We start from the raw sequence: 24,448 nt of genomic DNA, 5'->3' as shown, positions 1-24,448 counted from the left end.
TGGTTAGCATTACTCCTATGAAATTTTTATATAGAAACCTCATAATCGCTTCAATCATTCTTGCCGTGGCAGGATGTAAAAAGCTTGATATCGCACCGACTGACCGCTTTTCAGATTTAACCTTCTGGACTGTGGATGTCAATGTAAACAATGCGCTGAATAATAACTACAGCCTGCTTTATAACAGCTCGCTGTATTTCGAACCTGAAGCGTTATCAGACAATGCCTATTCTCCTTCAGGAGACTTAAACTTAATTGCCAGCGGAAATGCAACTTCGCTGACCGCAAAATTTGCGGGGGACTGGGCAAGCTATTATAAGACCATCAAATCGGTTAATATTTTCCTCGATAACGTGGATCAAAACAAGACCTTGCCCCAGGCAACCATCGCCAGGATGAAGGCAGAGAACCAGTTCATGCGGGCTTTCGCGCTGTTTAACCTAAGCAAATGGTATGGTGATGTCCCACTTCCGGATCACGATTTAACCCCCGAGGAGGCTCAGGTGATTCCCCGCACTTCGAAAGCTGCGGTAAGCGACTACATCATCGCCCAGCTCGAAGCTGCAATCCCGAATCTGCCAAGTAAAGATCAGCTTCCTGCCAGTGAAAATGGCAGGATAACAAAAGGTGCAGCGCTCGCTTTAGAGATGCGGACCTTTCTTTATCAGGGAAATAAAATGAATGAAGTCGTCTCTGTTTGTGAAAAATTAATTAACAATCAGTCAACTTATGGCAACTATGCCCTCAGCCCGAGTTATGGAGCGCTTTTTAGCGATCCGGCAACCAATAAGAACAACAGCGAAAGTATCCTGTCCCTGCAATATGTACCTACAGTAAGGACATGGCAGAATTTCTGGGATTTTGCACCAAGAACCGTGGGCGGCAGGGTAAGCGCAATGGCACCGACCCAAGAGCTGGTAGATGATTATGTGATGCTCAACGGCCGGGGGATAAAAGAATCCGGGTCAGGGTATCTGGAGAGTAACCCATATATCAACCGCGATCCGAGATTGACCGCAACAGTCGTTTATGATAGATATACATGGGTTAATCCAAACAACACCACAAAGACCATTTACATTAAGCCAGGTTCGGATCCGGTTCAACCCGGCCTGGATGAATATTCGCCAGGCTCTCAGAGCGCTTCTGCAACAGGATATTACTGGAGAAAATATTTTGATCCCATTGCGCTTTCAAGTTTTGTATCCGGAAATAACCTTCACCTGTTCCGCTACGCAGAAGTACTGCTTAGTTATGCTGAAGCTAAAAATAGCCTTGGGCAAATGGACGCTTCGATTTGGGCGAAAACGATAGGTGCCCTTCGATCCAGGGCAGGATTTACAGATGCAGCAGCGCTTGCTTATCCTTCAGGTGATTTAACCAATATCATCCGCCGCGAGCGCAGGGCTGAACTTGCCATGGAAGGATTAAGGGCCGATGATATCAGACGATGGAAGGTGGCCGAGGTAACCATGAATGGTTTTGCCCACGGTGCCAGGTTTGCCACAGATCAGAATATTGACGGGGGTTACATCAGGACGCAGCAGCGTAAATTCAATTCAGCAAGAGATTATCTCTGGGCCGTTCCTTCAAGCGAGGTGAGCCTGAATAAAAATTTGACACAAAACCCAGGTTATTAAAATTATCCGGATATGAAAAATCTTAAAAAAATAGTGCTGCTCACACTGCTAGTATGTGCTGCTGCGGTTTCCTGTAAAAAGGATAACAAAACGCTGAATGAAAACATTAGCCAGTTGGGGAGCTTAACTGTCCCGCTAAACCAGGCGAGTATTAAATTAACACCCTCTAATGCCGCGGCCTCACAACAGTTCAAATGGGGTAGCGCCACACCAGATGACGGAGGTCTTGTCCTTTACGAAGTTGCCTTTGATAAAGAAGGCGGGAATTTTACTGCACCAGTATTTAAAGTGGTTTCTGATGGTGGCGGTGTACAGCCCCAGGTGACAATATCGCATAAAGATTTAACCAAAATCGCCGCTTTGTGCGGAATTAATTCTTCCTCCACAGGCAAGGTCAGCTGGACGGTCATCAGCTCAAAAGCATCAAGCAGAAAAGCCAGTGGAGAAACCAGGATGCTACAATTGGAACGCCCTGCAGGATTCGCGGAAGTGCCAGCCGAACTATACCTGACAGGTTCGGCAAGTGAAGGTGGTGATGATTTGAGCAAAGCGGTAAAATTTAAAAAGCTCGAAGACGGCGTTTTTGAGCTTTACACTTCATTAAAGGCTGGGAGCTATCAGCTGACTGATAAGCAGGCCCAGGCAGGCAGGAAATTTTCCACAGAAGGTGCTTTGATAAAAGAGGGAACCCAGGTTGTTACTGTTTCAGGTAACACAAAGTTGTACTATCTAAAATATGATTTCAATGTTGCCAGCGTGGTCGAAGCCAGCGAAATTCAAAGCCTGGGGCTTTATATGTCTGCTTACGCATCAGAAATCGGGCAGCTGAATTATACAGCAAATGGTACATGGAAGTCGGGCATCATTCCGGTTACATTTTATCAGTTTTCCTGGGGCAGGGATGAGCGCTATAAATTTGCACTCCATACCTCATCGGGAATCAAATATCTGGGCAGCAGCAATACAAACAACGTTAGTCCGGTTGGGCAGGCGGCATCCTATTTCTACCTCAACCAGGTAAGTAATGATCAGTGGAACAATACCTACAAATTCAACCCTTCAGCAGATAACAAAAGCATCATTGCCACAGTGAACCTGAACGCTGCAGGAGCTTACACCCATAGCATTGTAACGCAGTAAGAAATTTACCAGTCACCGGCAAGTTCCGGTGGCTTAAAAACCTACCCTATGAAAGCGATAGTGAAAAACACCTTGCTGGGCTTAGCGCTCATTTTAGCCATCTCATGCAAGAAAGGAGCGGAGCCACAACCCGTCTCGCCACCGCCGGTTGTTCCACCGGTGGTGCCAGGTGCGAAAGTAGACTACCTGCAACAAGCTAAGGACACACACAACTTCACAGTCAATAACCTGCTCACCGCGAGTTACGGGTATCGCGCAAATACCACCTCAAAATCCGCAAACTGTTTTGAGTGGTATAATGTCAGCCAGATATATGCTGATGCTGCGATGGTCGCAGCCGGGGAATCCAGCTACCTGGTCTACATGAACAATACATTTAGGTTTATGGAGAACATGTGGGACAAGAAAGATCTCAGAGGTGGCTATTTTGCCTCTGTGAACTTAGACGGTAGCGGCGCTGGTGGCGATAAATATGTTGATGATAATGCCCTGAGCGGGATGGTTTACCTGGAAGCCTACGAGGTCACCTCGGGAACGGACAAACAAGCTTACCTTGCCAAAGCCAAGGCCTGCGGAGATTGGCTAATCAATAGCGGCCTTTGGGATAATGTATATGGAGGCGGTTTCTACTGGAACACGCAAAAGCCTGAAAAACCGACCCAGACCAATGGCCTTGCGCTTCAATTGTTTCTAAAACTTTACGAGCTCACCGGAGAATCGGTTTACAGGGACTGGGCCAGGCAGGTCGATACATGGCTCAATGCAAAGATGTTTGATGCAAACACAGGGTTGTATATCTGGAAAATCGACGGCGCAGGCGAAGGACTGAAACATACTGAAAAGTTTACCTATGACAATGCCATCATGGTTGAAGCGTTCTTACTTTACAGCAAAATTATGAATGATGCCGCTTATCTGAACAAGGCTCAAAATCTTGGCAAGGCTATGAATACTACGCTCTGGAACGCATTGTATAAAGGCTACGTTTTCAATACAGCTGAAACCAGAATTAATCCGGCATGGTGCGCCTGGGGGTCTCAGGCCATGATACGCCTCTATCAGGCAGATAAAAATGAAGCGTGGCTGGTCTTTGCAAAAGAAAATATCAACCGGTTAAATCTGGCAAACCGAAATTCTGCTAATTTGGGCTATTATTTCTTTGCAGGATTTGACGGACAAAACCGATCGAGTGAAATGGAAACCGTTGATCAGGCATGGATGCAACGGCTCCAGGCAATGCTCTCAAAATATTAAAATTAAAAGGGCCCTATGAAGAAACAAGAAAAAAGAATACTATCCGCACTGGCACTTTTGCTTTTGATGATACCCGGGGCGTACGCCCAGGATTTGCTCAGATACGTGAATCCAAATATTGGAACTGCCCACAGCAGGTGGTTTTTTTATACCCCTGCTGCCGTTCCATATGGAATGGCAAAACTGGCGCCCTCAACCAACGGGAGTTACGGCAACCTGCAGGGCTGGGAGGCCGTCGGTTATGATACCCGCCACAACTCGATAGAAGGATTTGTTCATTTTCACGAGTGGCAGGTTGGCGGCATCAGCTTCATGCCAACAGCGGGCAAGCTGAAAACTGTTCCCGGAGATCTTGAAAATCCGGAAAGCGGTTTTCGTTCAGCTTTTGACCGAAAAAGCGAAGTTGCCAAGCCCGGTTATTACTCGGTTATTTTAGATGAGTTTAAAATTAAAGCAGAACTTACTGCCACCAAAAGGGTCGGTTTCCACCGCTACACTTTTCCTCAGTCTGCAGACTCACGAATCATGCTGTCGGTAGGCAATGTCCAGGGTGAGAGCGGGCCGGTAAGCGATGCTTCAGTGGAAATGATTGACGATACCCACTTCCAGGGATTTGTTATCACCTATCCGAAATATGTGAAAACCTATGACCAGGGGGGGCGGGTCGCGATGTTTTTTTTCGGTGAACTGAGCAAGCCGCCTGGCTCTGTAGGTGCGTTGAGTCAAGCGGCTTCCATTCCAGATCAGCGTTTTTCAAAGGGAATAGGCGCTGGTCTGTATTTAGGTTATCAGACAGCAAAGGATGAAGCGATAGAAATAAAGGTGGGTCTTTCCTACACTTCCATCTCCAATGCAAGACTTAACCTTAGGACCGAAGCTGCACACATGTCTTTTGACGGTGCAAAAACTGCCGCCCAAAGGGAGTGGAACACGCAGCTGGGTAAGCTTAGCGTTTCAGGAAAAGATGAGGCAGAGAAAACAAAATTTTACACCGGCTTATATCATGCCTTGCTCGGACGCGGGATAGCGAGTGATGTAAATGGAAATTTTCCAAGGCATGACGGCACTATTGGTCAGCTTCCAAAGGATGCGAGGGGCAAATTCAGTTACAATTTTATGAATACCGATGCGATATGGGGAGGATTTTGGAACATCACCCAGCTCTGGGCACTTTCCTATCCATCGCATTACAGTGATTTTGTACATACCCAGCTGGAAATTTATAAGGAGAGGGGGTGGTTCGGAGATGGAATCGCAAACAGTAACTTTGTTTCAGGTGTTGGCACAAATTTCGTCGGACTCGCCATCGCGGGGGCCTATCAGTCCGGCATCAGGGATTATGATGTTGATCTCGCTTATAAAGCGGTTCTGGGCAATGAACTTAACTACGAGAACCGGCTGGTCGGTTCAGGTAAGATGGACACCCGCAGTTTTATCTCGAAGGGCTATGTACCTTACCTTGATGCGGACAAAACCGATTCGACTGGGTCACACTTTTCAGGTTCTCATACGCTCGAGTATAGTTACAGTGCTTTCGCTGCAGCGCAGTTAGCAAAAAAAATGGGCAAACCATCCGATTTTCAAAAGCTGATGGGCCTATCGCAAGGGTGGAAAACTATATTTGATGAGAAGCTGAAGCTCGTTCGTCCGAAAAACGGGGATGGAAACTTTATTGACAGGTTTGATCCGCTTGAAGCGTGGAGGGGGTTTCAGGAGGGCAATGCATCCCAGTACACTTTTTATGTTCCGCAGAACCCCAAGGAATTAATAGCAAAGATAGGCAGAGACACTTTCAATAAACGCTTAAATGACATTTTTGAAACCTCACGGAAAAACGCTTTCGGTGGGGGTAAAACTATTGATGCTTTTGCCGGAATTCAGTCGCTTTATAATCACGGTAACCAGCCTAATCTTCACATCAGCTGGCTTTTCAATTATTCCTTGGCGCCCTGGCTAACCCAAAAATGGACCAGGGCAATATGCAGTGAATTTTATGGAACCGAGCCTATTCACGGCTATGGTTACGGGCAGGACGAAGACCAGGGTCAGTTGGGATCATGGTATGTCATGGCCTCAATAGGTCTGTTTGATGTAAAGGGACTGACAGATTCAAGGCCTGCCTTGCAAATCGGCAGTCCTGTCTTTGACAATTCGCAGATTGTTCTGGGCAACGGCAAGCGCCTGGTCATCGAAGCTAAAAATAACAGCCGCGAGAATGTATACATCCAGTCTGCACGCTGGAATGGAAAGCCATTAACAAATGCCTGGATGTACAGGGATGAACTGATGAAAGGGGGAGTACTGACCCTGATAATGGGCAATAAGCCAAACAAACGCTGGGGTGTAGCGGTTCCGCCGCCATCGGTACAGTAATGAGCGAAATTAACCTCTAATTGATATGAAATACCTTCTTAGCTCGGTGATGATATTGTTGTTTATGGAAAGTTATTGCCAAAGGGTTACTGGAGGCGATTCCGAGAAAAATAGGGCCGATGCTTTTTTTGACAAGGTCTGGAAGAAGTACAGGCTTGATGGGCATCCAGGACTGTTTAGCGAACATTACCCTAGAGGAGAAAAAACCGAACTAGACTATTTCCAGGGCGCTAACGTCCGGGAAAAAGAGGCCAGTTTCCTCTGGCCGCTTTCAGGAATGTGCTCGGCAGCTAACGTACTCATTAAGTTTCCTGACTTAAAGGAGAAATATTCCAGCTACCTGGATACCCTTGCCATTGGCCTCTGGACTTACCGCGACAGCATCCGAAAGCCCATTGGCTACCAGGCCTATCCTGCCAAATTTGAAAAAGCTGACCGGTATTATGATGACAATGCGCTGGTTTGCATTGACTATTGTGAAAGCTTTCAGAATACTAAAAAAGCCATCTATTCCAAAAAAGCCATTGAAGTATTTAATTTTATTATTAGTGGCTGGGATGGGCAACTCGGTGGGGGTGTTTACTGGCTTGAAGGACACAAGGACCAAAAACCTGCGTGCAGCAATGGGATGGCGACGCTTGCCGCGCTTAAGCTTTACCAAACTACGGGCAATAAAGTGTATCTGGAATGGGGCAAGCGTTTTTACGATTGGATGCATTCATCCCTTCGCAATCCTCAGGGCATCTACTACAATGACATGAAAATGGATGGCAAGCCTAATCCAACATATTATACTTACAATACCGGGTCGATGCTGGAGGCATCAGTAATGCTCTACAAGCTTACCGGTAAAACAAAATACCTTACTGAGGCACAGCTGCTGGCCAAAAACGCCTTTAATTTTTTTTCCAGTGAAATAAGTGGCCGAAGGAGGCTTAGCATCGACCTGCCCTGGTTTGTGACTGTTTTATTCAGAGCTTACCAAGCGCTTTACGAAATAGATAAGAATCCCGAATACATCAAAGCCATTACCTATGAACTAAATGAAGCCTGGCAGAACTCCATGGATAAATATGGCCTGCTCAGCGCCAAGTGGCTTAACGACAAGCAAAGTAAAGAAAAGCCCAAATGGCTCCTGGATGAAGCATGCGTGGCCGAACTTTACGCAAGAATCGGACTGCTTAGCATGACCAATAAAGAATAAGGAAATGAATGAAAATATAATTCTTGGAGCAGACATTGGCGGCTCCCATATTACTGCTGCGCTGGTAAATGTAGCTAACGGTCAGATTTTGCCGGGCTCTTTGCATCGCGAAAAAGTCAACTCAAAAGCAGGCGCTTCCGAGATCATCAGCACCTGGTGCCGGGTGATTTCCGGCAGCTTAAAATCCGCATCAAACTCCGGAAAGATTGCAATAGCCATGCCCGGACCATTTGATTATCAAAAAGGCATATCCTATATGAAAAACATGGATAAATATGATGCCCTTTATGGCCACGATGTTCGCAGGCTTATGTTAATGGAACTGGCTGGGGATGTTGCGGAAATCCGGTTTATTAATGACGCCGGATGTTTTCTGCAGGGCGAACTCAAGCATGGAAGCGCTTCTAAGTACGATAAAGTCATCGGTTTTACCCTCGGCACAGGATTCGGTTCGGCATGGGGCATCAAGGGCACAGCAACAGATGCAGATTACTGGCAATATCCTTTTATGGGCAGTATTTGTGAACACTTTTTTTCCTCCAGGTGGTTCGTGTCCAAACACGCTCAATACTCAGGACTTCAGGTGCCAAATGTGAAACACTTAATTGAGGAAGCGGACTCCGGAAATTCTTTACTTGAATTATTTGATGAGTTTAGTATGAATTTCGGGATTTTTCTGAGTAAGATTTACAAAAAGGAAAATTTTGACTGCATCGTTCTTGGCGGAAACATTTCAAAAGCGTCCTCACTGTTTTTGCCTCAGCTTCAATCATACCTCAGCACCAGGTCAGTTCTTGTCCCGGTCTATATCTCAACCTTTGGAGAATCTGCAGCATTGATCGGTGCGGCTTGTTCGATAGCATAAACGCTGTAATAAAAGCTTGACAAATGACTTCCCGGCTACGCTGGGATATGTGTAGGGTGGAGAATAATAGCATTCATGATGCTTTGTTAACCGAGATTCTTAGCATACCCTTGCAACAATTCCGGAAGAATATCTTTTTATCTTAAAATATTAAGGCAGCAGTTGCGCTAGGCAGTCCTCAAGTGACACAGCCCGTAAATTTAAATGCTAAATCATTTAAATTCAGGCGAAGCCCTTTATCTGCAATCAATGCCCGTTAATCAGGTCATCTACATTTCAGCGTTTTTCAGGGATTAATAATTTAATTATTGTTAACTTATTTTCTTAGGACGCCCCTCGCATCAGAGCTGGCATTTTTTATAGTCATAATGGCTGTTTATCTGGCATGACCTGTCTGGCAGAGAAAAACCAAAGAGTTGAAGCTGTTTTAGAAGGTAGAGTAATTTATAATATAGAAGATGAATGTTTACCCTATCTAAAACAAGGCGATGCGAACTTTGGTAAGACGAATTTTTTGTAGAAATGAACGTACAAAACATTGAACATGTCGGCCAGGTCCGCACAGCTGTTGTGGAGTCGAATAGCTTAGGTGAGCTTCCTTTTCTATACTGTAGACGAAAGAAGGAAAGGGATGCGCATATTACAAACGCCTTCCCGGAAAGGTTCTCAAAGCATAGCGGTAGGCGGAGATTATGCCTGTACCCATTTCGCCAATGCTGTAAAACTTTGGGCATCGGCCAAATGTATACGGTGCGGATGAGAAGTATGGGTGTTCTCAATTGACACAGTTCGCAGAACCTAATGGTGCATGCCCTTTAATATACTGCCTACTAGGTTAGGGCGTTTAGTAAAATTAGGAGTGCTTTAATTACTCTTTCAAGAAGTAAATTTCTTGAATAATTACTAATTTTGTTCGAATTTTAAATGTAAAAGGTGTTTTAAGCTAATAATATTAGTATGCAAAAATGTTTTAGATTATCGACGCTAATTACAATAGTTCTTTGTTTCCGCGTGTTAAATCCTATTTATGAATAAAAAGCTACCCTTACTATTTACTTTATTATTTTTCATTTCCCACGCCTTGATTGCACAGGTTGTTTCAGGAACGGTTACTGATGCTCAGACAAAATCTGTGCTTCCCGGAGTGACTGTTAACATTGAGGGAACATCTGCCGCCACAGTTACTGACCGGGATGGCCATTACCGGATTTCCAGTCCCGGACCTACCGCAACGATTGTGTTTTCTGCAGTAGGCATGCTTGAATTTAAACAGGTTATAGGTAATCTGGCAATACTCGATGTTACGCTGAAAGCGGATGCAAAACAGCTTTCAGAGGTGATTATCAACGCGATTGGTGTGGAAACTATGCGTGATAAATTTGGTTCATCCATCTCAATCGTAAAGGGCAGCGCGCTCGCCAGTTCAGGAGAAACGACATTACTAACAGGGATGAGCAGTAAAGTTTCCGGCGTCTTAATCACCAGAAATGGCGGCGACCCGGGGTCCGGTGGCTATATTCAGATTAGAGGCCAGAATACCATCAACGGAAATGCCCAGCCACTTTTTATCCTAGATGGAATGCCAGTGAGCAATTCCAGCGATAACGGCGGTACTGCTGCAGGAAACGGTATCATTCAGCAATCCCGGATTAATGATCTGAACCCCGAAGATATTGAAAGCATGGAAGTACTCAAAGGCGCATCGGCTGCTGCACTTTGGGGAACTAGGGCTGCAAACGGTGTTGTTATCATCACCACTAAAAAGGGAAAAAATTCAGACGGCAAAGTTGATATTGCTTTCAAGTCAACGCTATCGCTGGATAGGGTAAATAAACTTCCCGGCCTTCAAAATACCTACGGACAGGGGTCTTTAGGCTTTTATAATCAGGGAGACAAACTCAGTTTTGGGGATCTTATATCAGGCAGGACGGGCGGGATTGACGCTTTCATTACCGAACCCACGGCTAAAGGATATCAAGGCTATACCTTGCTTGGAGATGGGAGTCTTAGGTATGCTGTTCAGGCTGGTAATGCAGCCAACCCTCACGGGGGTAAAAATGACCGTCACGTATTTGATAGATATGGCGATATTTTCAAGACCGGCCACTTTATTGATAATTCACTAACGCTTAGCAGCGGCGATGCTAAATCCAACATATTTTTTAGTTATGCCAATTTGAGCCAGGACGGAATTATAAGGTCTTTCAGTGAGTATGATCGGAATTCTGCTCGCATAAATGCTGCCAGCAAGTTAAATTCATGGATGAAAGCATCAGTAAACGTCGGTTATACAAAGGTTAAATCGCTCCGCGTCCAGGAGGGTGATAACGTTGACGGTTTATTACTGGGCGCTACCAGAACGCCTGCAGATTTTAATAATGCCTTATATCAGGGGACTTACACAAATGTTTCCAATGAAGTCTTGCAGAAAGCGCACATTTCTTACCGTAATCCCTTAGGGAAGGATTTATCGACGATTTATTCAAACCCGGTTTGGAATATAAATAACAATAGGAATAGCAGTAACGTCGACCGTTTGACAGGAGTCGTTGAACTTGACATTATGCCTGCTTCCTGGCTTAATATAACCGGCCGCTCAGGAATCGATAATTATGTGGATGATAGAACCGAAAGATTTGCCAGGAATGCTGCATTGTTTTTAAACGGCTATCTATCTAAGAATCAAATTTCAGAAAAGCAGTTTAATACTGACTTATTTGCTTCAGCGAAGAAAACTTTTGGCGATGACCTGGCCGGAACTTTACTTGTTGGCGTAAATTACAACAGCAGGCGACGAACAACACAGTCTGATGCGATTTCTAACTTAATCGTTCCTACCGCCCCTGACATCCTTACCAATGCCCTTAACTCAAACTTGTCGGCGAGTAATTACAATGCGCTAATCCGCACTTATGCCTATTACGCGCAAGCAGATCTCGAGGCTTATAATATGCTGTATCTGACGCTATCGGGTAGATCTGAGAGTGCTTCCAGTTTCGGCAAAAATGCCGAGAGTAGTTTCTTCTTTCCCTCTGCGGCACTGGCCTGGCAGCTCACTAAAATTAAAGGCCTTGATGACCTCCCTTTTTTGAATTTTGCCAAGCTTCGGCTGACCTGGGGTCAGGTCGGAATTCAACCTCAACCTTATCTGAATTTTACCTCCTTTAATCCGGCGGTATATGGAGATACTTTCACACGGGGCCTGTCTTCTGTAAGTTCACTTTATGGGGGAGGTTATGTCAGAAGCTTAACTGAAGGCAATGATAATTTGCGTCCGGAGCGAAAGACCGAACGTGAGATTGGGTTGGATTTGCGTCTTTTTAACAGTAGATTAAGCATTTCAGCAACAGCCTACACAAACCGCACAAAGGACGTAATCTTGCCTTTGAATGTTCCAAGTGAGACGGGTTTCACCATTCGGAACACAAACGCTGCTGAGCTTTCAAATAAAGGTTTGGAGCTTGATGTCAATGGCGACGCAATCCGGGTGGGTGGATTCAAGTGGAATCTTTACGCAACCTTTGCCTTAAATAGAAATATTGTCAAATCGCTTGCAGGTGCAACTGTATACACTTTGCCGGACAGTTACATGCAGAATGCCTCCCTGCTACCGGGCCAACCATTTGGCGTATTTTATTCAACAGATTTTCTCAAAGATAATAACGGCAAATATGTTCTTGATGGAAACGGCTTTCCGCAAGCTGGGATCAGCAATGAAATTATTGGCAATCCTAATCCTAAATGGCAGGGTGGCATAGGCAGTACCTTTTCTTATAGAAAGCTCTCCTTATTTCTCTTGTTTGACCGTGTTGCCGGCAACGATTTCTTCAACGGAACAAGAGGCTCACTTTACAGTATTGGTACCCATGCCGACCAGGGCGGAACTGTTATCGCGCCGCTGGGTGGACTTAAGGATGTAAACGGTAACCTGATAGCTGCAGGCACGTCTTTTCAGGGACAGATCCGCGATTTTGGCGCTGGGCCAGTCGCAATAAACCAAGCGTGGTGGCAAGGTAGAGGCTCTGCATCGAATTCAGCGTCTTATAAACAGTTTGTTGAGGACGCGAGTACCTCGAGGCTTCGTGAGGTAACCTTAAGGTATTCGATTGATGCTAAATCAATTAAATTCATTTCTGCGCTTTCCAGTATTGACCTGAGCATTTCTGGAAGAAACCTCATTTTGTGGACCGATTACACTGGCACAGACCCAGAAGTTAACATCTCAGGCGCAGGATTAGCCCGTGGGCAAGACTGGTTTACCAATCCAAATACAAAATCTGTTTTGTTTTCTATCCAGGTAAAATATTAATACAGCTGTAAATATTATGAAAAACATAAAAGCAATATTCGTCCTCATTTTTCTCAGCTCACTGCTCCTTTCAGGGTGCAAGAAGTTATTTGACCAGCCTGAGATAAACAATAACCCAAATGCGGTTACAAATATCGACTTGCCAACCCTTTTTGGCGGAACGTTGTTGGGCATTTCATTATTACATGAGGATACCGATGTGCGCATAGCATGTATGTGGTCAGGACAGCTTAACGGACTTAACAGGGCACATTTAGGTTATGCACAGTATATTGTATCGTCACAGAATTTTTCCTGGAACAACATCTACTCCGTAGCAGGGCAGGCCAGGCTGATTCAGGATAAGGCCGATTCTGTCGGTAACAAGTGGGGCAAGGGACTGGGCCAGATTCTGGAAGTACTTGCCGTCCAAAAGGTAACTGATTTGTACGGTGATGTGCCCTATAGTCAGGCCTTTGACGGGAAAAAGTATCCTACGCCGATTTTTGATACGCAGCAGAGCGTTTATAAAGCGCTTCTATCGCTTTTGGATGATGCCGTTAAAAATCTTTCTGCACCGAGCGGCTCCGCTTTTCCGACAAAGGATTTTATCTACAAAGGTGATGTCGGTAAATGGAAGGCAGCGGCAAATACCTTGAAAGCCAGGTTAAATCTTCATCTAGGCAATTTCCCTGCCGCAGTGGAAAGCGCTAAACTGGGGATAGGCACAGCTGGTGATGCACTTGTCCCACATGGAAACAGTATTGGTGTGGATATGAATCAGAACTATGATTTCTTCGCTGTATCAAGACCTGGAGATACCGGGTTTGATGGGGCTTATCTTCCGAGATTAATGAATAGCAGAATCAGTTCTGCAAATTCCAAAACAGATGAAACAGCCCTGTTCAGCTATTTTTTCAAAACCGGTATTACCGCTACCGGGAGCCTCGATCCCAACACGGTCGATGGTGCTTTCGTCTCTAATGCCTCACATCCTATACTGACTTTTTTTGAAAATCAGTTAATCCTTGCTGAAGCACAAGCAAGACTGGGGTTTCTAGACGAGTCTCTGGTTGCTTTGAATAGCGTCCGCCTCAAATTATCAAGCGGTTCATTTAATGGCAGGAACTTGCCTTCCGCAGGAAGAAAATATGAGCCTTATACGCTGGCTGATTTCAATACATCCGGATTGGCCAATCCGACTAAGGCCGGAAATCTTCAGACCGCTTTGCTTTATGAGATTATCACTCAGCGGTATATCGTATTATTAATGCAGTATGAAGTATTTAACGACTATCGCAGACTTTCATCTGTGTCGCCCATAGTAGAATTACCCATTCCCTTAAATACCGGCTCGAAAAAACCTGAGCGCTTTATCTATCCCCAAACCGAAATTAACACCAACCCGAATGTTCCAAAGCCCCTACCAGATCAGTTCACTAAAGTTGCTATTTACAATTAAATGGGACTGATTCGCAAACAACGATTACCGGCACTGGCCGATAGCGCTTTGCTGAGGTATTTCAACTTTATTGCGCTCTATTTCGCTGAAGGATTACCGATGGGGACGCTATTCATCGGCATTCCCGCATGGATGGCCATGAATGACAAGACTATTGTTGAGATTGGTAGTTTCGATGTAGCATGCGCACTGCCCTGGACCTTTAAATTTTTTGTTGCGCCATTAATGGACCGTTATACCTATTTGCCAATGGGTCGTAAGAGGCCTTGGGTTATTATATGCCAGACAGGGCTGTTTCTGAGTATGGCTGGATTTGCATTTATCCCAGATCCACTGAGCAATGTACATTTGCTCGTTATCGGTGGCTTCATCGTGTCTGTTTTCGGTGCGTCACAGGATGCCGCCACAGATGGTTTGGCAGTAGACACTGTCCCGGCTGAAGAACAGGCCAAAACAAATGCCTACATGAATGGCTCCCGGATGATCGGGAGCTCTTTCGCGCTGACAGTTGGCACCTGGCTGCTGACAGCCTATAACTTTAGAATTTCTGTGCTTGCCATTGCGTTTCTTATTGGCGTTGTAGTGCTTGTCCCTCTACTGCTTCGCGAAAGACGCATGGAAAGGCTCTTTCCATGGAGCTCAGGTGAGCCGGATAACAGTAATGAGAAACTTCAGATCAACAGCTGGCGGGCCATGGTAAAATCACTTTATCTCGCTTTTAGCCTGAAAAATTCATTTTTACTCGGACTTTTGCTGTTTACCTCTCAGGGCGCTTATAATTATTTCGAAAAATTGCTGCCAATTTTTGCAGTTAAGGTGAGTGGCTGGACAAATGTTTACTATGCCCATGTTTTCTCGATAGCAGACCTTACCGGCGGCATACTCGGGATATTGGCGGGAGGATGGCTGATTGACAGGTTTGGGAAAAAGAAAATGATATATTCCTATTTCTTTTTTATTTGTCTGGAAACGTTGCTACTGGTTTTTTTGAATAATTTCTGGACCAGGGTTCCTTTTCTCTACAGCTTCATCGTCATCTATAGGTGGGTAAACGCTTTCGCAAAAATCGGGGTATTTGCGATTGCAATGCAATGCTGCTCAAAAAAGGTCTCTGCCAGTCAGTTCACATTTTATATGACAATAGGTGCACTGGGGTCTATGGTTGGCGCCGCACTCATTGCCCCGGTAAAGTCTTATTTCAGCTGGGAAGCTTCCTTTGCAATATTTGCTTTGCTGATGCTGGCAAGTGCATTTCTTTTACGAATTTTAGACTTCAATAAGCTCGAACGTCAAATCTCAGAAATGGCAGGGGCTGAAGTGGAATGATCCAATTGGATAAGGCTTGAAAATTAATTGCTTATATTCAAATTTTTGCCGGGCCTATTCATGGGATTACTAAAGAAACTTCAGGTTAGCAAATACTGTAATACTATTAACCCTTAAGGGTTATGGTGAATTCATCGCTTAATAAGGTTCAGAAGAAAGGCAGTTTTCTATTTGAATTTGGGTAGGTTGCTTCAGGATAGTAATGACCCCTGCTGGGTCGATTTGTATCAAGTCCATCTTCTCGAACCCTTTTAGCCATCGTAGCATGGGCAGCGCATTCCACTTTAGCCGATAACGTCTCGCGTTTTCAATAATGGAATCAAAGTGGTTTAAGGGTGGGTCGTACTTATCATGGTATTGATGTAATACGTAATCCCTTACGAATATTAATTTAGCCCCTGCCTGATGAAATTTCATTGCGAAATCGGTATCCTCAGCGCCGTATCCTTTAAAGGTATCGTCGAAGCCGCCAATGCTTTTGAAACCCTGTTTTTGTATTGCAAATATTAAAGACCAGAATTGAAGATGGTCAGTTGGCTGGAGAGCCGGAATGTTTTCCCGGGAGGGATGCGGGACGGCAAGATGCTTTATTTCTTCATAATTTCCCGAATCCGGCACTATTGGCAAGTATAAAGGGTAGGCCGAAATTATCCTTTTTGCCTCCAGGACCTTCAGCATGTTTTCAAACAGGCTTGGGGAAATGATGCAGTCTACATCTATGAAAATAATATTCTGAGTTTTGGCGGCATAAAATCCGAGATTCCGGCCTGCAGCCAGCGGTAATCCGACACCGTTTTCGAGGATTTGAATATGAACATTTAATCCCTCAGGAGCTACCCAATCATCCTGCGGTTCCATAAAGACAATCTGAACATCGAATGGAAGAACTGTAGAGGCTCTTACAGAAATTAGGAGATTGTTCAGCTGCTTCATTCTTCCTTTAACAATCGTAACTATACTAAAATCAGGCATACCATTTTCGCATTTTTTTTGCTATCAATTCGGGAGCATTAAAATTAAATAAGTTACTGCTTTCAGGGGTAAAGGTTTTTGCCCTTTCAATAATATTTCGCCATTGGTCACTGCTAAATGCTTCATTTGCTAACAAAACTACGTTGTTTCTAGCCAATACTGCTGCATGTATAGCCTGCTCATCATAAGGCCTGGGTTCAGGAAGCAGAATTAATCGCTTGCCAAGTGACAAGAGTTCTGCTATGGTATTTTGACCTGCTGCACAGATTACGATTTTTCCGTGAACGAAACCGGCTATGTCTTTAACCTGCCCATAAAGCCTGCAGTTTTTGCCCAGGTTATATGCCCGCTTATCACCAATAATGGTATATGTTAAGTTTTTATCCCTGGTAATGTTTTGCAACACTGATTCATCGTAATTTTCGTAACCTAAAACTATTGTAACATTATTATTGTCAGTCAGCGTGCTATGCTCAGCGTGCGAAACAGCATACTTTGAAATGTAACCGCTATAAAAGGTTTTAGCACCAAACCGGTAGTCCGACTGCTCCATTCCAACAGGGAAGTGCGCTATGATTCGGTCCGAGAGTTGATGGGCAAAAACCTGAGTCGGATCGCTCATGCAGTTTCCATGCAGGTGCACCAGAACCACAGGAACTCCCATACCCCGAACCATTATTGCCAGCTCGGGCGATCCATCGCAATAAAAAGCTTTGGGTTGGTATCGAGCGAGTGCTTCGGCTAGTGACTTTGCCCTTAGTGCAGGTTCGAGGGCATATGGTGTAACTTCGAAAGGCTTCGAGAATGTATGTTCGGGAATGGTAAAGTCTGCCGGATACTTTTTTGGCAGTTCAACTACCTTTGCACCAAAATGATGTTGTATATATTTTGTAATTTCACTGTTTGTCGTCACTGCGACTACTTCAAAAAATGCCGATAATTCGGCATATAGAATGCTAAACGTTGCGCGGTGACCCTTCCCATGGGCATGGACATAATAGAATAGTACAGGTTTCATTCCTCAATAAGTTTGTTGGTGATGTGTTTGTAAAGCTCGACATAAGAGCGTGTGGTTATTTTCACATCAAACTGGGCTGCGAAGTTTCGGCACGCCTGGGGTTTTGATTTTTCTGCGGCTATTAAGGGATTCCTAAGCTCGCGCCAATCCTGCGAATCAACGGCGATGCAGACTTCTTCATGACGGAGCTCCGGAGGTATTGCGGTCTGGAACCCGACAACTGCTAAGCCACTAGCAAGCATTTCCACAGTACTTAAGCCAAAAGGCTCTTCCCAGCTGGCGGTCGCCAGGTATACCGATGCACCTGCTATCAGCCCGCGCAATTGCTGCTGAGTTGCATGCGAAATGTATTCGATATGACCATTTAATTGTGGACGAATGCAGTCATTAAAATATCGTTCATCAAAGATAGACCCGACGATTTTAAGGGGGCGTTTCAGATCATTGGCTAGGGCGATTGCGGCCTGCAAGTTTTTTTCTCTTGTGATACGGCCACTCCATAATAGGTATCCATTCGCATTCCGTTTATGTAACTTCCATTTTTGCAAGGGTACACCATTTAAAATGACTTTTACATCCTTCCCCAGGGTTACCTTCCATTGCTCCGCCATCCGTTCAGAGATGCCAATGGGAATCACAGGTGCGTGGTTGAGAAAAAACTTATACATTAAGGCAAATTTTTCGCTCACCGGGAGATGAAATGTTAATACGCCAGGTATTTTAAGTAGTGCTCCAACTGCATAAATCTCAGGTATAAAAGAATTATAATGTATCACATCATAACTACTGACATCCATCACCCCTAATTGGAAGCTCTGGTATTGTTGCTGCCCGAGCCATTCAGGGCAGGGTCTATATGATTCATCTTTCATGCTTAGGGGACTTTCGCGAAATTCTATTATCTGAAAAAGATTAATTTCATCCGCGTCTTTTGCTATCACATCCACTGTATGGCCCATGCGCACCAATTCGTTTCCATGCTCAACGATAAATGCTTCGGTACCTCCGTTATAGGGCTCACGAAGAGATATAAACGGTCCGGCAACAAGGAGAATTTTCATAGCAGTTCCTCAAAATATTTTATATAGCCCAGCGCCATTTTGTTCAATGAAAATGTTTCTGCCCGGTGCCTTACTTTTTTGCTTTCCAGAGGAATAGCATCTTTAATTGCCAGAGCCAGCGAGTGAACAGTATTTTGTTTGGCAACAGTTCCGCTATCGGCATTAATTAACTCAGAAAAAGCGCCCCTGTTGAACCCGGCTATTGGAACGCCGGAAGACATTGCCTCGATATTTGTCAGACCAAATGGCTCCTCCCACCTGACTCCAGATACTACCGCGGCGGCGCCCTTCATGTTTTTTTGTAAACCTGCCTGGTCAAGGTGCCCCAGGTATGTCGCGTGCTCACCAATTCGCGGGTTAATCTGCTCGTGAAAATATTTTTTATCATCCTGAGGGCCGGCAAATTTTAGGGGTATCTCCAGCTCGCGGGCAGCATCCATTACAATGTCTAAACCCTTATCATGAACTATTCTTCCAAACCAAAATAAATAGTCTCTGCTTATTCTGGCTAGAGGCCATTTTAACAAATCCACGCCATTATGTATCACTGAAGAATTATCGCCCGTATACGGTAACCAGATGGACTGAAAAGATTTTGAGGGCAGAATGAAATGCATATTCGCACCATCAGAGCAAATTTTTACTGCGGCCTTCAATTTACTTATTGGCGGCGTATGTATCGTCGTTACTACCGGAATAGTAGCGGACTTTGCCCATAAAACAGGCAGTTCATGAGTTGAATTGTTGTGCACAATGTCAAAGTCGCTTTGTTCAATAGTTTTAAGAATCGACAGGTATTCATCATGCTCATAAATGTCGTAGTACCTGTCCTCGCGATGTTCATTGCCATAAAATCCCTTAACGTTTAGTTCCGGATCACTGTCCGAGTGGGCAAATAAATTGATCTGATGCCCGAGCTTCAGGTATTCTTCACACAGGGAATGGGTGAACGCTTCAAGCCCGCCCCGGAAGGGCTCAGCTATCGGGAGTCTTGTTTTGGCTATAACTGCAATTTTCATTCCCCGGACTCAATATCGTTGCCGTCTTCTTGGACAGTTAGTTTACTTACGCACTTTAATTTGCTTTCTTTATTTGTACCATCTTTCATTAGTGTTTCTTGATAAATCTTAGTGTAGGATGAGGTCATAAGTTCAATAGTCATATCCGATGCAAATGCTCTGCAAAGTTCAGGCGCTACAGTATCACTCTTCTCAACGAGCTCAATTAAATCCTGCCAGCGGGTTGACTCAGTTGTCATAACGCTTGGATGTTTCCAATTCGGAGGAACAGCAGTACTGAAGCCAATGACTGGTATGCCTGTCGCCAACATTTCCAGCGCTGCTAAGCCAAATGGTTCCGGCCAGGTCGCAGTTGCAAGATAAGCCCGCGCTCCTCTTGCAAGCTCGCTTAGTTCAAGCTGGGTAAGGTGACCGATATATTGAACCTCGCTATTGAGTTGGGGCCTTACCTCCATTTCAAAATATTTTTTATCAACAATTCTGCCCGCAATTTTCAGCGGCAATCGCAGGTGCTGGGCGAGCGCAATTGCAGCAGCGACATTTTTTTCGGTGTTTATTCGTGCCGACCACAACAAATAGCTGCGGTCTTGCGCATTGGTTATTGGCCAGCGATTCATGTCAATGCCATTGTAAACCAGCGCAACATCTTTATCAAGTGCTTGGTCCCACTGCTGCTTGACTCTGTCCGATATGGCTATGAATATCAAATTGCTAGATTGTGATATTTTTCTGTACGCAGCTATCCGTTTTTCGTCAGCCGGAGAGTGTAAGGTAAGAAATGACGGTATTTTAAACTTCATTCCGGATTCCAGCAGATGCGGATAGAACATGTTATAGTGTATTATATCATACCTTGTTAAATCAAGATTTTCGAATTGCCGTTGTTCAATAAGCTCTTGTTTTGCATGTACACTTTCTTTATCTATTTCATCAAAGGGGTTTACCAGTGTGAATTTAGCGTGAGCTCCCGCTTTTGCAGCAAGAACCTCGACAATGTGACCATTTTCAATAAGCTGATTTGCAAAGGAAACTATAAAAGCTTCGATGCCGCTGTCATATGGCTCTTTGAGTGAGATGCCAGGGCCGCACACAAGTAAAATTTTCATCATAAATCTTCCGTAACCAAGATACCCGAATGCGTTTTTACTGATAGGCAATAAATAAAATGATTAACCCTTTTATAGCTGGCCATCTGACCTGCCTTAATCTCAGAGGGAAAAAGATATTTACTGGTTTTTAACATCGGTACTTTATTATACGTTTTATTTCCGAGATAGTTTTTCTAAGTTCAGATTTCTTGCGATTTCTGCTTTAGTGAATAATGACTATCAAAGTGCAAATCATCAGTTCTTATGCGGCTTTTAATCGGGCATTATCGTCGACATAGTTAAGGTTTTCCATTGGGTGGTTTGAGAGGGAGACTTCTGAAGTACAGAATCCGGTGGTAAAGTATGAATTTTTGATTCGCTAACAGCAGTTTGTTTCTATTGGGAATCTGAGGGTTGCACAAAAGAAATTTCTTAATCAAGCTTTGTCATTTTAGTCGACAATTTGTTTTTTCTAGTTAACCGATGTTTTTTCTTTGCTCAACCTGTCAACCCAGATTGCTCTGGCCTTATAGTCTTTACAGAATTTTTAGTTGGGTTGATTTCTTTAACCCGCTTGATTTCTTACCCGGCGTTTTTTGAAATGCATACGCGCAAACGGACCCGGGTTACCCATTTTTAATACTTGCATGCTTCAAAAAAACCGTTAAATTATAGCCTCTTTCACCTTCATTTACTAATCATCTTCATTTCTGTCAACCAAGCCAAACATTGCTCCATCCATTTATCTTTGGGCGAGGGGTTATTCATTCCAAATCCATGCCCTCCAGTTGCATAAATATGCATTTCAGCTTTTACACCATTCCTCTTCAGTGCCTGATAATAATTTATTGAATTGGCAACGGGCACAACTTTATCATCCGTGCAGTGAATCAGGAAAGTGGGTGGTGTGGTTTTGTTAACCCAAAGCTCATTGGAGAACGCCATGGATTTTTCACGACTTGCCTGATCTCCAATTAATGCTTTTTTTGATCCTTTATGTAAAATGCTGTCCTGAAAGGTAACTACCGGATAAATTAGAAGCGAAAAGTCAGGACGCAAGTTCGTTTTTGCTGGATTGTCAATCACGACATCCGTATAATGCGTTGATGCGGTTGAAGCTACATGCCCCCCTGCGGAAAAGCCCATGATCCCAACTTTTGCGGTATCAATATTCCATGCTGTTGCATTTTCCCTAACCATTTTTATCGCTTGTTCTGCATCCTGAAGTGGTCCAATAGAACGGTCTTTCATAATCATATCATTCGGAAGGCGGTATTTTAGAACAAAAGCTGCCACTCCATTTTTATTAAATTCTTTGGCAACTTCAGTTCCTTCATTATTCATCACTAAATAAGAATATCCTCCACCCGGACAAATAACCACGGCCGCACCGCTGGCAATATTTTTATCAGGCAGGAAAACGGTAAGCGTAGGTTCAGTTACATTTTTAGTTGTTATCCTTCCGTTTTTGGAGGTATCTGTTTTTTCAACTAAATCAGAAGAAATCGAATTTGGAACTTTCTTGTAAAGCTTTACTACAGTTTGTGCGGAAAGACCATGACTCATAATTATCATTAGCATGAATGCAGGAAATAATTTTCTCATATACTTGGTTTTCACAAAAATAAAAATTATTTTGTAAATATGTAGTACATATTAATTATGCTTATACTTTACACTCAAGTATTTTTGGACTACATTATTTATTCTTGTACTACATAAAATCGACTATATTTGAAGGTTTCTAATATTTATTTTTATGGCGATAATAGGTGATCTAAGTTTGGATCTCGACAAAATTTCATCAGATACAATGGCTGATGTGGTAGAAATGCGGTTAAGAGATTATTTTAAAAAGAAATCATTTAAGCCTGGTGATGCGCTACCAAAGGAACAAGAACTTGCTGATGCATTGGGCGTCAGCAGGAACGTGTTAAGGGAAGCATTGAGCCGCCTGCGAATGCTAGGTATGGTGGAAACGAAGAAAAAACGGGGAATGATTTTATCCAGCCCGGATGTTTTAGGTGGTTTTGAGCGTGTTCTGGATCCATTAATTATCAGTGCTGATGCACTTCAAGATCTCTTTGAACTTCGTTTAATTTTAGAAATGGGCCTTGCCGATGTTTTATACCTAAACCTTAATGATCAAAGCATTCACGAACTTGAGATGATTGCAAATAATGAAAAGAAAAAAAATAAAGAAATTTTCAGAATTGCTAATGAAATAGCCTTTCACGGCAAACTTTATGAAATGGCAGGAAACGATACCGTAAAGCGTTTTCAACACATGCTTTTACCAGTATTCGGTTTTGTACTTCAACTCGAAAACGAATTCGTTTCTGGCAAAGTAACCCACCTGGATTTGGTCGAAATATTAAAGTCAGGAACTAAAGATGATTTTAGAAATGGAATGTATGATCACTTGAAACCGCATTTTGACCGTTTAGAGGCCATAAAAAAATAAATTTGTTTTTTATGTACTACATAACTATTTATTATTACATTTGTTTTATGCAATACAAATAAGATTGCACTAACCAAATTACCATTAAGCTATGTATACCTCTAACGAAAGTCTTAAGAAGATTCGCCGAGTGCTTTGCTTTCTTTTGCTTATCTTATTTTGCAAATCTATTAGCGCATCTGCGTCCAATTATTCTGAATCTGACAGTCTTAATTTTATATTTAAAGCTGGAGAGGATGGTTACTCCTGTTTTCGGATTCCGGCCTTAATTTACACCAGAAGTGGTAGTTTACTTGCGTTTGCTGAAGCTAGGCGAGTAAATTGTGGCGATTCAGGTGATATTGATTTGGTGGTAAAGCGATCATCAGACAAGGGTAAAACCTGGAGCAAAATGAACCTGGTTTGGAGCGATTCAACAAATACCTGCGGCAATCCCGTGCCCCTGCAAGATCAAAGTACCGGTAAAATCTGGCTAATCTCTACCTGGAATCTGGGTACAGATCATGAGAAGCAGATTGTAGATGGTTCTGCGAAAGATGGCCGTCATGTTTATACACTTTCCTCTTCTGATGATGGCAAAAGCTGGTCGAAACCAACAGAAATTACAGCTCAGGTAAAAAAGCCTGGATGGACCTGGTATGCGACCGGTCCCTGCCATGGCGTGCAAATTGTAAAAGGAAAGTATGCTGGTAGGCTGGTAGTTCCAATTAACCATATTGAGTCTGCAACCAATCAGAATTTTGCGCATATCATGTATTCTGACGATCACGGCAAGAGCTGGAAATTGGGGAACAATACACTACAGGATAAAATGAATGAGACAACTGTTGCAGAGATTTCAGGCGGACGTCTAATGCTAAATATGAGAAATGGGGACCGTGCGATTAAAACAAGACATACTGCTACAAGTATCGACGGTGGAGATACCTGGAGCAATGTAGACGTGGATACCACATTGATAGAGCCCATCTGCCAGGGTAGTTTGTTAAGCTATTTTTTCGGTAAAGATAAACCAACACTTTTCTTTAGCAATCCTGCCAGTAACAAAAACAGGATAAACATCACCTTGAGGATGAGTGTAAATGACGGGAAAACCTGGAATCACAGTCTGGTCTTACATCGGGGGCCTTCAGCCTATTCAGACCTTTCCATTATTGATAAAAATACGATTGGTTGCTTTTTCGAAGCTGGTTATGCAAAACCTTACGAGGGAATTGTGTTCAAAGCCATTAAATATTCCGATTTAAAAAACAATTAAAAACTTTAGCAGCCTG

General features: G+C 43.7%; 17 protein-coding genes. 11 read left to right on the top strand and 6 right to left on the bottom strand.

The window, feature by feature from the left end; genetic code table 11:
* Nucleotides 1-17 precede the first annotated feature (17 nt).
* The 9 genes from ASG14_RS13915 (at nucleotide 18) to ASG14_RS13875 (ending at nucleotide 15,552) form a co-directional block, all read left to right on the top strand.
* Nucleotides 18-1,640 carry a RagB/SusD family nutrient uptake outer membrane protein gene (locus ASG14_RS13915; RefSeq protein WP_056871640.1) on the top strand — a complete coding sequence of 541 codons (1,623 nt, stop codon included), beginning with the start codon at nucleotides 18-20 and terminating at the stop codon, nucleotides 1,638-1,640.
* Between the two features lie 12 nt (nucleotides 1,641-1,652).
* Entirely contained in the window at nucleotides 1,653-2,780 is a 1,128-nt protein-coding gene (locus ASG14_RS13910) for a SusE domain-containing protein (RefSeq protein ID WP_056871639.1), read from the top strand.
* 48 nt (nucleotides 2,781-2,828) lie between these two features.
* Nucleotides 2,829-4,034 (top strand): glycoside hydrolase family 76 protein, encoded by a 1,206-nt coding sequence (locus ASG14_RS13905; RefSeq protein WP_056871638.1) that lies wholly within the window; start codon nucleotides 2,829-2,831, stop codon nucleotides 4,032-4,034.
* A gap of 15 nt (nucleotides 4,035-4,049) precedes the next feature.
* Nucleotides 4,050-6,407: a GH92 family glycosyl hydrolase gene (locus ASG14_RS13900; protein WP_056871637.1), complete on the top strand. Its 2,358-nt coding sequence runs from the start codon at nucleotides 4,050-4,052 to the stop codon at nucleotides 6,405-6,407.
* 25 nt (nucleotides 6,408-6,432) lie between these two features.
* Nucleotides 6,433-7,611 carry a glycoside hydrolase family 76 protein gene (locus ASG14_RS13895; RefSeq protein WP_056871636.1) on the top strand — a complete coding sequence of 393 codons (1,179 nt, stop codon included), beginning with the start codon at nucleotides 6,433-6,435 and terminating at the stop codon, nucleotides 7,609-7,611.
* A gap of 4 nt (nucleotides 7,612-7,615) precedes the next feature.
* The gene (locus tag ASG14_RS13890; protein ID WP_056871635.1) at nucleotides 7,616-8,476 is read left to right on the top strand and encodes an ROK family protein; all 861 of its coding nucleotides are present in this window, start codon (nucleotides 7,616-7,618) and stop codon (nucleotides 8,474-8,476) included.
* A gap of 1,027 nt (nucleotides 8,477-9,503) precedes the next feature.
* Nucleotides 9,504-12,785 carry a SusC/RagA family TonB-linked outer membrane protein gene (locus ASG14_RS13885; RefSeq protein ID WP_082491583.1) on the top strand — a complete coding sequence of 1,094 codons (3,282 nt, stop codon included), beginning with the start codon at nucleotides 9,504-9,506 and terminating at the stop codon, nucleotides 12,783-12,785.
* A 16-nt stretch (nucleotides 12,786-12,801) separates the two neighbouring features.
* Nucleotides 12,802-14,226: a SusD/RagB family nutrient-binding outer membrane lipoprotein gene (locus ASG14_RS13880; protein WP_056871634.1), complete on the top strand. Its 1,425-nt coding sequence runs from the start codon at nucleotides 12,802-12,804 to the stop codon at nucleotides 14,224-14,226.
* Nucleotides 14,227-15,552 (top strand): MFS transporter, encoded by a 1,326-nt coding sequence (locus tag ASG14_RS13875; protein WP_056871633.1) that lies wholly within the window; start codon nucleotides 14,227-14,229, stop codon nucleotides 15,550-15,552.
* A 138-nt stretch (nucleotides 15,553-15,690) separates the two neighbouring features.
* On the opposite strand, the gene ASG14_RS13870 is transcribed toward ASG14_RS13875, so the two are convergent.
* The 6 genes from ASG14_RS13870 to ASG14_RS13845 form a co-directional block, all read right to left on the bottom strand.
* Nucleotides 15,691-16,524 carry a glycosyltransferase family 2 protein gene (locus ASG14_RS13870; RefSeq protein ID WP_056871632.1) on the bottom strand — a complete coding sequence of 278 codons (834 nt, stop codon included), beginning with the start codon at nucleotides 16,522-16,524 and terminating at the stop codon, nucleotides 15,691-15,693.
* On the bottom strand, nucleotides 16,517-17,542 hold the full coding sequence (locus ASG14_RS13865; RefSeq protein WP_056871631.1) for a glycosyltransferase: 1,026 nt from the start codon (nucleotides 17,540-17,542) through the stop codon (nucleotides 16,517-16,519). Before ASG14_RS13865 ends, ASG14_RS13870 begins: the two co-directional genes overlap by 8 nt.
* Nucleotides 17,539-18,603 carry a glycosyltransferase gene (locus ASG14_RS13860; RefSeq protein ID WP_056871630.1) on the bottom strand — a complete coding sequence of 355 codons (1,065 nt, stop codon included), beginning with the start codon at nucleotides 18,601-18,603 and terminating at the stop codon, nucleotides 17,539-17,541. The genes ASG14_RS13865 and ASG14_RS13860 overlap by 4 nt, the downstream gene beginning before the upstream one ends.
* Complete coding sequence (locus ASG14_RS13855; RefSeq protein WP_056871629.1) at nucleotides 18,600-19,622, bottom strand: glycosyltransferase; 1,023 nt, start codon at nucleotides 19,620-19,622, stop codon at nucleotides 18,600-18,602. Before ASG14_RS13855 ends, ASG14_RS13860 begins: the two co-directional genes overlap by 4 nt.
* Nucleotides 19,619-20,731 (bottom strand): glycosyltransferase, encoded by a 1,113-nt coding sequence (locus tag ASG14_RS13850; RefSeq protein WP_157274932.1) that lies wholly within the window; start codon nucleotides 20,729-20,731, stop codon nucleotides 19,619-19,621. Before ASG14_RS13850 ends, ASG14_RS13855 begins: the two co-directional genes overlap by 4 nt.
* A 666-nt stretch (nucleotides 20,732-21,397) precedes the next feature.
* Nucleotides 21,398-22,315 carry an alpha/beta hydrolase gene (locus tag ASG14_RS13845; RefSeq protein WP_056871627.1) on the bottom strand — a complete coding sequence of 306 codons (918 nt, stop codon included), beginning with the start codon at nucleotides 22,313-22,315 and terminating at the stop codon, nucleotides 21,398-21,400.
* A 154-nt stretch (nucleotides 22,316-22,469) separates the two neighbouring features.
* Between ASG14_RS13845 and ASG14_RS13840 the strand changes: the two genes are divergently transcribed.
* Nucleotides 22,470-23,174 (top strand): FadR/GntR family transcriptional regulator, encoded by a 705-nt coding sequence (locus ASG14_RS13840; protein ID WP_056871626.1) that lies wholly within the window; start codon nucleotides 22,470-22,472, stop codon nucleotides 23,172-23,174.
* 91 nt (nucleotides 23,175-23,265) lie between these two features.
* Entirely contained in the window at nucleotides 23,266-24,432 is a 1,167-nt protein-coding gene (locus ASG14_RS13835; protein WP_056871625.1) for an exo-alpha-sialidase, read from the top strand.
* Nucleotides 24,433-24,448 lie beyond the last annotated feature (16 nt).

Source organism: Pedobacter sp. Leaf194 (assembly GCF_001423945.1).
Taxonomy (GTDB): domain Bacteria; phylum Bacteroidota; class Bacteroidia; order Sphingobacteriales; family Sphingobacteriaceae; genus Pedobacter.
The sequence above is the reverse complement of the archived record's forward strand: the minus strand, read 5'-3'. Positions and strand labels throughout refer to the sequence as shown.